Annotated in this window: 10 protein-coding genes; 4 read left to right on the top strand and 6 right to left on the bottom strand. The window is 41.0% G+C overall.

All coding sequences use genetic code 11. The annotated features are described in order from the left end of the window. Positions 1-126 precede the first annotated feature (126 nt). Together NZ896_06065 and NZ896_06060 are read right to left on the bottom strand one after the other, a co-directional pair. A complete protein-coding gene (locus NZ896_06065; protein MCS7117016.1) occupies positions 127-450 on the bottom strand; it encodes a hypothetical protein in 324 nt (107 codons plus the stop codon). A 13-nt stretch (positions 451-463) separates the two neighbouring features. Then, positions 464-688 carry a hypothetical protein gene (locus NZ896_06060; GenBank protein ID MCS7117015.1) on the bottom strand — a complete coding sequence of 75 codons (225 nt, stop codon included), beginning with the start codon at positions 686-688 and terminating at the stop codon, positions 464-466. A gap of 375 nt (positions 689-1,063) precedes the next feature. On the opposite strand from NZ896_06060, the gene NZ896_06055 reads away from it, so the two are divergent. Then, on the top strand, positions 1,064-2,206 hold the full coding sequence (locus tag NZ896_06055; protein ID MCS7117014.1) for a 2-oxoacid:acceptor oxidoreductase subunit alpha: 1,143 nt from the start codon (positions 1,064-1,066) through the stop codon (positions 2,204-2,206). Continuing rightward, complete coding sequence (locus NZ896_06050; protein ID MCS7117013.1) at positions 2,207-3,031, top strand: thiamine pyrophosphate-dependent enzyme; 825 nt, start codon at positions 2,207-2,209, stop codon at positions 3,029-3,031. It begins immediately after the preceding gene. Positions 3,032-3,074: 43 nt separating this feature from the next. On the opposite strand, the gene NZ896_06045 is transcribed toward NZ896_06050, so the two are convergent. Together NZ896_06045 and NZ896_06040 are read right to left on the bottom strand one after the other, a co-directional pair. Continuing rightward, positions 3,075-3,341, bottom strand: a complete 267-nt coding sequence (locus tag NZ896_06045) for a 4Fe-4S binding protein (protein MCS7117012.1) — start codon at positions 3,339-3,341, stop codon at positions 3,075-3,077. Beyond that, positions 3,341-3,868, bottom strand: coding sequence for a 2-oxoacid:acceptor oxidoreductase family protein (locus NZ896_06040; protein ID MCS7117011.1), 528 nt, complete (start codon positions 3,866-3,868; stop codon positions 3,341-3,343). The genes NZ896_06045 and NZ896_06040 overlap by 1 nt, the downstream gene beginning before the upstream one ends. 180 nt (positions 3,869-4,048) lie before the next feature. Here NZ896_06040 and NZ896_06035 point away from each other — a divergent pair, with 180 nt between their 5' ends. Further along, positions 4,049-4,513: a DUF488 domain-containing protein gene (locus NZ896_06035; GenBank protein ID MCS7117010.1), complete on the top strand. Its 465-nt coding sequence runs from the start codon at positions 4,049-4,051 to the stop codon at positions 4,511-4,513. Between the two features lie 83 nt (positions 4,514-4,596). Here the strand turns inward: NZ896_06035 and NZ896_06030 are convergent, their stop codons facing one another. Together NZ896_06030 and NZ896_06025 are read right to left on the bottom strand one after the other, a co-directional pair. Next, positions 4,597-4,857, bottom strand: coding sequence for a hypothetical protein (locus tag NZ896_06030; protein MCS7117009.1), 261 nt, complete (start codon positions 4,855-4,857; stop codon positions 4,597-4,599). A 181-nt stretch (positions 4,858-5,038) separates the two neighbouring features. Next, on the bottom strand, positions 5,039-6,058 hold the full coding sequence (locus tag NZ896_06025; protein ID MCS7117008.1) for a flippase-like domain-containing protein: 1,020 nt from the start codon (positions 6,056-6,058) through the stop codon (positions 5,039-5,041). 220 nt (positions 6,059-6,278) lie between these two features. On the opposite strand from NZ896_06025, the gene NZ896_06020 reads away from it, so the two are divergent. Beyond that, positions 6,279-7,046 carry a polyprenol monophosphomannose synthase gene (locus NZ896_06020; protein MCS7117007.1) on the top strand — a complete coding sequence of 256 codons (768 nt, stop codon included), beginning with the start codon at positions 6,279-6,281 and terminating at the stop codon, positions 7,044-7,046. The last annotated feature ends 515 nt before the right edge of the window (positions 7,047-7,561 follow it).

The raw sequence follows: 7,561 nt of genomic DNA, 5'->3' as shown, positions 1-7,561 counted from the left end.
AAGATAAGATAAAAAATTAGCAGTACACCTTTGAGATGAAATTTAGTCATTTTGTCTAAACCTGAACCCGTTATCTTGACGAGCCCGAGTTAGAGATAGTGTCCGGGATAGTGTACGGATAAGCCATCACCTCCTTATGGTTGCATAGTATATACTAAATAGCCCAAGGAATAGCTTGAGGTTAAATAATCCTCTTATATAGTCTCTTGAACTCATCTTATTGTAGAATACCATAGTCCTCTCCTTCAAGTATCTGAAGAACCTTTCAACTCTATTCCTCATACCAAATCTTTCATGCTTATACTCTAAACCAAGTCTATTCAAAGCCCAATGATACCATGGTCCTTTATCTATTAAGATGAGTGGCTTATTCTTACACATCTTCAATACCTTTCTTAAGAATATAAGGGCGTTTAACTCACATCTTTGATAAGATGCATCTAAAGCTATGAGCTCCTTTGTATCAATATCTATTGCTAATTATATATACAGTTACTTTCTTCACTTTAAGCTTTGTTTCATCTATAGCTATACACCTTCTCTCCTTAATATTTGAAGCTAACTTGATTTCAGATACCTTCTTAGCTAATTCATGAACAGTAGATTTGCTTATGGGCTCTAACGCTAAGCTTAAGATCTTAGAAACCTTTCTACAGCTACCGTAAAACATGTAGTCTAAAACTGCCAATACCTTTACTTCTCTACTTTTTTGTTACGTATGAAGCAAGAGGATATCAAATTGATTATATTGAACATAGTAATGATGAACATAAGCATATAAATAAGCCTTATCCGGACACTATCCCTCAAGCTATTCCTTGGGCTATTTAGTATATACTATGCAACCATAAGGAGGTGATGGCTTATCCGGACACTATCTCATTATTCAATCTAAAATTAGTGGATGATGCGAGGTACTTTAAGATTGAGCCATTATAAGCATTAGAAATGAGTCATCTTTTATTCCACATTTATTTGTATCTTTACTCACAATGCTCATGATCTACAACGTTCACCAACCATTTTCGTTTAGTTTATATAACATGGAGTTGTAGGTTAAGATGTGATAAAACCCGGCTCTTACTTTATCTTGGGAAATCATGCATGTGCATTAGGTGCGATATACGCGGGTTGTAGATTCTTCGCAGCATATCCGATAACACCACAGAGTGAAATCGCTGAAGAAATGGCAAGGTTATTGCCAAAAGTGGGAGGGGTATTCATACAGATGGAGGATGAGATTTCCTCTATATGTGCTACTATAGGCGCATCTTTAGCGGGATTAAAGGCGATGACCGCGACATCGGGGCCAGGCTTCAGTCTGATGCAGGAAGGTATAGGTTATGCTATAGCTACTGAAACACCGTGTGTGATAATCGATGTTCAACGTGTGGGCCCAAGTACAGGGAGTATCTTTGGCCAACAGGGCGATGTAATGCAAGCGAGATGGGGTACACATGGAGGGATATATGAGATAATAGCGCTATCACCATCCTCTGTACAAGAGCTATTCGACCTTACGATTCAGGCATTCAATCTATCCGAGGAGTATAGAGTACCTGTGATAATGCTATCCGATGCTTCTGTAGGCCATTTAAGAGAGACATTGATAGTGCCTGAAGCCGATAAGATAAGATTGGTGAATAGAAGGGTAGCTACTTGCAACCCTGAGGAATATAAACCGTTTGAAGCACCGATGGATAAGAGCCCCCCAATGGCGATACTCGGTAGCGGGTATAGAGTGTACTACACGGGCCATCTTCACACTGAAGAAGGCCATCCTATATTGAGCCTTGTTAGATACCATCTGGCTGATAAAGTGTGGAGGCGTTTATCGGCCAAGATCAGATCGAATATCGATAAGATAGTGATGTTAGAAACCAAGTATTTAGAAGATGCAGAGGTCATCGTTATATCCTATGGTATGAGTGCAAGGGCTGCACTTAAAGCGGTGATGGATGCGAGGGAGATGGGTATTAAAGCAGGTATGTTAAGGCTCGTTACCATATGGCCATTCCATGATTCTTTGATAAGGGATTTATGCGCATCTGCAAAAAGCATAATAGTAGCGGAAGTCAACAACGGGCAGATTTTATATGAAGTAAAGAGGGCCGTAGATGGTGATCAAAAGGTGATACCTTTGCTCAAACTAGTCGATACCCATACGCCAGATGAGATTCTGCTAAAGATAAAGGAGGTGGCATGAATGGAGCATCCATTAAGAAGTTTGATCAAGGTAGAAAATCTACCACATGAATTCTGCCCCGGCTGTGCGATCGGTCAAGTCTACCATTGGGTCGCAAGGGCTGTAGATGAACTTGGTATAGATATGAGCAAAGTTGTGCTTGTAAGTGGAATTGGATGTTGTGCGAGAGGTGTGAGGTTTGTGCGTTGTGATGCACTTACAACACTCCATGGAAGGGCTATCGCATTCGCCACAGGGATCAAACTTGCCAATCCGAAACTTACCGTGATCGTCGTAACGGGTGATGGGGATGGTTCGGGGATAGGGGGCAATCATCTGATTCACGCAGCGAGGAGGAATATAGAACTTACAGTAGTTTTACTCAACAATGGTGTATATGCATCTACAGGCGGGCAACTGGCCCCAACTACACCATATGGCGCCTATACCTCTACTACACCCTTCGGTAATATAGAGGATCCATTCGACCTATGCAGACTCCTCGAAGCTGCTGGCGCTGTATACGTAGCGAGGTGGACTACTTATCACGTAAGGCCTGCGATAGAATCGATAAAGAAGGGTATAAAGAAGAATGGCTTCTCATTCATAGAGATCATAGGGCAATGCCCCACATACCTCGGTAGGTACATATTGAAGCTTTCTGAGCCGGTAGAATGTATAGATTGGTTTAAGAATAAATCTGTAAGGAAGGAGTTGGCAGAAAGTATGTCTGAAGAAGAGTTGAGCGATAAGATTATCGTAGGAGAGTTTGTAGATAAAGAAAAGATCGGGCTGGTCGAGCGTTATCGAAGGCTTACGGAAGAATCGGTTAGATCGGATGTATAAAGCATTCTATCCTTTAGCATACTTAGTATCCTTAGAGAGGGTTCTATCTTTTATTTGATGTCGAAATTTCCGATATTTCCGATAAACCTATACTAAAGTCGGGGCATACGAGTTCACAGATCTTACAAGCGGTACATTTTGACTCATCATCGAGTTTTGCGAAATGAAAGCCCCTTTTATTTATCTCCTTAGAAAGGCTCAGGACTTTTGATGGGCAGAACCACACACATATACCACAACCTTTACAGAGGTCTTCATAGATGAAGAGTGAATATCTCTTATCGTGCTTTATTATATTAAATACTGCCATTACCACACCATCCCAACCTTAAATGCTTCGATATTATCCTTTCGTAGATGCTCCGGCAATACCACATTTATCGATTTTATTATAGAATCTTCGCTAAGTATCCTTGTAATGGAGATGAGCCTCCCTAACATCACCATATTTACCATTCCCCTCTTACCCAATCTATCTGCAATGCTAGTAATCGCTACCCTTTTTACAGTTACATCGCTACGTTCGATCTTCTCCTTTACGAGATCTTCATCTAATATGATCGATCCTCCATTCTTCACTTTATTTATATATTCTGAGAAGCCAGATGCCATCAATACGAGTATATCGATAGATGTTGCCCTAGGATATACAATCCTATTATCCGATATAATAACATCAGAGATGCTCGGCCCCCCTCTCGTCTCAACACCGTAGGATGGCCAATGGGATGCATACTTTCCCTCGATCGTTGCGGCCGTGCCCAATACTATACCAGCTATTCTGATACCCTGCCCGCCCACACCAGCCATCTTTATGGAATACTCTTTACTATGCAACAAACTAATCTTTAGATTCTATCATATTTAAGAATTTTACCAGATAGTGGATCATCAAAGCTACTAATCGGTACATTAAAATCGATACGACTTTATGAGTTAATGACTTAAGTATAACCAGTACATTTCTAATCAAAGGGATTCGTTATAAGAGTTCCATTCGACTTTCATTCGATCTTTATGACCACAGATTCGAAACGCCTTTACGTATATACGATAGGGCATGGAAAGAGGAAGAGAGAGGCATTTTTAGAACTCCTTAAGGAGCATGGTATCGATATCTTGGTCGATGTGAGGAGATGGCCAAGATCCAGAATAGGTTATTTCTCTAAAGAGAGTTTAGAGAAGTGGCTCCCAGAGGCTAATGTAAGGTACGTGTGGTTGGGCGATGAGCTTGGAGGGTATAGAAGAGGGGGTTATGAAGAGTATATGCATTCGAGAGCCTTTCTAGAAGGTATCGCGCATATCCTTCGATTGGCCGAAGATGGTCGCGTGTGCCTGATGTGTCTAGAGATCTCGCCAAATTACTGCCATCGCCGCTTTATCTCACACCATCTGAATCGATTGGGTGTGAATATTGTGCATATATTATCAAAGGGCAGGTATGAGGTTATACGAGCAAACCCTAAAGAGGATCGAGGTTGATAAGTCTAGAAGATAGAAAGATAGCAAGTGGTTGAGTAGCGTTATAATCTATTCTACTTTACACTTCGCATTATGTAATATGGTTAAGACGGTTGACCCTCTTTCTTCTCTTCAGATGCCGTTGTAGCTTCGGTCTTGAGTTCGGTTTCTAATGGTGCTGGTGGTGGTGTGGTCGCCATCGTCCAACCGATCCATGCAACGATCCCCAAGAGTACTGCCAAAGCTAAGAATGCCGTAATCTGTAATACTATGAGAGGCCAATAATATATTAGAAGACCGTATATCACTATCCCAATTATACTACCAATGAGGATCAATACACCTATAACTTGATCCTTGTGCAATTCAATCACCTACAATGGATATGTAGATATACTTAATTTACCTTTCGGAATCAATAAGACCGAATTCTATAAGCCTAATCATATAAAGTTTGAAAGATTTGAACCTTGAATGTAACGTTTAATGCCCAACATATATTCATCCATATTCATGAAAAATGCTTTTCACGAATGTTATATTGGATTAATCACGCCTTGGTTGAGATAACAACTCCTTACTTTTGATACCCATCCATAATACACAGAGATAGCCTGGAATCACAGCGACGAGTACATCGATGATGTGGGCGAAGATACCTATCGGCATGGTGATTTCAGCAGGTAGCTTTAGGCCGAATGAGAATACGATCATCCAGGTAGCTTCGAACGTACCTACAAACCCCGGTGCGGCGGGAAAGGCGAATGAGATGGCCATCAGGGCTGCGCCCAGCATCCACATACTCCAATGTAACCGATACGTGAACGCTTCAAATATGAAGTAGAGGAATAGAGCGTACATGACCCATATCACCAACGATAGTATCAAACTGAGAGCGACCAGGCTGGGCCTCTGATTCAGGCCAGAAGCACCCTCCAATATAGACTTCATAATATTAAGAAGCTTTTCCCTCCACTTGCTAGGGATGATCGAAGCCCTCTTTAACAGCCTTTCTATGAAGCCTATAATCTCGATCTGCATCACTGTAGCGAATACTATAACCAAGATCATCGCTAACGCGAGTATAAAGACCAAGTAAAGGCTATCTATAAACCATGAGGGGTATGGGATATTTGGGGGTAAGAAGGATACAGCGATTAGACCTATGAGGGAAATGCTGAATAGATCGAGTACCCTCTCTACAGCGATCGATGAAAGACCCTCGAATACCCCGACCCTTTCTTTTCTATTCAGGAGGATCGCCCGTGCGAACTCGCCCACTCGAATGGGGATCAAGGTATTTACAAAGTAGCCGATGATCGTTATTCTAAATGTGTTGATTAGGCTGACGGAGTTCTTCACCGGCCTCAGCAGTATCACCCATCTTATACCTCTAAACAAGTAGTATAGGAGGAAGGATATCGTGCTCATGATCACCATCTCCAACTTAAGCCTATGCATCGCAGAGATGAAGTCCTCCAACTCGATGGTCGAGAGTGAGGCGATCAGGAGTACCAATCCGATTATGGTCAAGATGAGTAGGTTGAGCCAGCGTGGGAATCCCATTTAGCTCAAATTAGAAGATACCTCCTATTAACTATAACCATTAGGTGATCGAAGAATGTAAATCGTAGTTATGTGAATTATAGAAACATCTATCGATATATCGATGCATTGTTGCCAATCGTTGTTAATTCGATATATCGGAATATCGGGATATTGGAGTATTGGAATATTCGATCGTAGCAAAAGAGATAAAACTACAAAATCGCTATAGAATCTCAGTATGTTTGAATCGATAGATTCAGCGGATGAGTATCAAAAGGGCCATTCCGAGTATCAAGAGAAGGTATTGAAGAATCCAAAGAGGGTTAGTGTTGTAATACCTACTCTGAATGAAGTCGATACGATCGGTAGACTCATCGAAGAGCTAGAATCTTTAGGGATTATAGAGCATATAGTGATCGTGGACGATGGTAGTACAGATGGTACTGTAGATACTCTAATTGAAATGAATAGACGTTATGGTAATATAATCTTAAAGGAGAGGGGTAGAAGGTTGGGTTTTGGTAGTGCTATTAACGATGGGCTTAACATCATATTAAAGCTCCAACCCCCTCCCGATCTTGTCGTGGTGATGGATGCAGACCTATCTCACAATCCAATATACATTCCCAAGATGGTCGAGCTCTGCTATAATGCCGATCTGGTTCTGGGTAGTCGTTATGTAAGGGGAGGGAGGATCGAGGGATGGGGCCTTAAGAGAAGGATCATCTCTGGATTTGCAAATTGGATCGCTAGATCACTTCTTCGATTGGATGTAAGGGATGTAACGACTGGATATAGATGCTACAGTAGAAGGGCTGTAGAGGTTATGCTACCATTGAAGAGTAAGGGTTATGTGGTACAGGTTGAAACCCTATTAAAAGTACGTAGAAGGAGGTTAAGAATTGTAGAATTGCCTATTACATTTATAGACCGCATTTATGGTAAGAGTAAGCTCGGGGTGCGTGAAATGATCGATTTCTTGATCTTCATCATACGTAACATTTGACTATTTTTACTATTGAGATTCATTCAGATAGAAATAAAGCTATATTTGAGATTGAGTTATGAAGATTATTTAAGTAAAGAGTTAAAGTTTGATCACATCTTTGAGCGTTAAAAGGCTATGTGAAATAAGGAGAGGGTTGTAGGGCTAAGGAGGTCTAGAGAGGATCGTCTTTGCTGGGAATGGGGTAGAAGACTTTGTTTTCGACCTTTAAGAAGATAAAAATGTTATATCGTGAGGAGATAATTAGTGGTGTGAAAGTGGGTATAGTTAAATTATCTGATTCTTTTCAATTCTCTTCACGAGATTCTTCGAAGAATTCATCGAAGCTTTCTTTAAGGGAAGGGTCACCTTTCAATTCTCTTCACGAGATTCTTTTCTATAAGACTGGGTCATCTTTACGTGTGTATCATCTTTCAATTCTCTTCACGAGATTCCTAAAACTAGCCTGGTCTCTTTCTGCCGTATTGAGAACTTTCAATTCTCTTCACGAGATTCTGAATTGTTAGCTGATGCCT

The organism is Nitrososphaerales archaeon, assembly GCA_025058425.1.
Lineage (GTDB): Archaea > Thermoproteota > Nitrososphaeria > Nitrososphaerales > JANXEG01 > JANXEG01.
Note: the sequence above shows the minus strand (reverse complement) of the source record. Positions and strands in the feature narration are given on the sequence as shown.